1 rRNA gene is annotated in these 337 nt (G+C 59.3%); it reads left to right on the top strand.

What is annotated here, in order from left to right:
• Window positions 1-212 precede the first annotated feature (212 nt).
• Window positions 213-330, top strand: a 5S ribosomal RNA gene (rrf, locus tag HMPREF2883_RS01805).
• The last annotated feature ends 7 nt before the right edge of the window (window positions 331-337 follow it).

Genomic DNA, 337 nt, shown 5'->3' with positions numbered 1-337 from the left:
GGTACTAATAAGCCGATACAAACAACAACCACCCCCACACACAAGCCGTCCTTGCACGGTGAAGTGGCCCCAGGGGGTGAGTGATACAGCAAGAGCGTGAGCGTCCACTATACGGTCCACACCCAACCCAACCACCGACACACACAGTGTGCGTTGCGAGGCGGCCCGATAATAGAATCACAGGAACACTGACGCGCTGCCTGTTCAGTCGTCTCGGTGGTCATAGCGGCAGGGAGACGCCCGGCATCCATTCCGAACCCGGAAGCTAAGCCTGACAGCGCCGATGGTACTGCACCCGCCAGGGTGTGGGAGAGTAGGACACCACCGAGCACAAGCT

Origin of the sequence: Actinomyces sp. HMSC075C01 (assembly GCF_001812965.1) — a bacterium.
In the GTDB taxonomy this organism is placed as follows: Bacteria; Actinomycetota; Actinomycetes; order Actinomycetales; family Actinomycetaceae; genus Actinomyces; species Actinomyces acetigenes.
The sequence above is the reverse complement of the archived record's forward strand: the minus strand, read 5'-3'. Positions and strand labels throughout refer to the sequence as shown.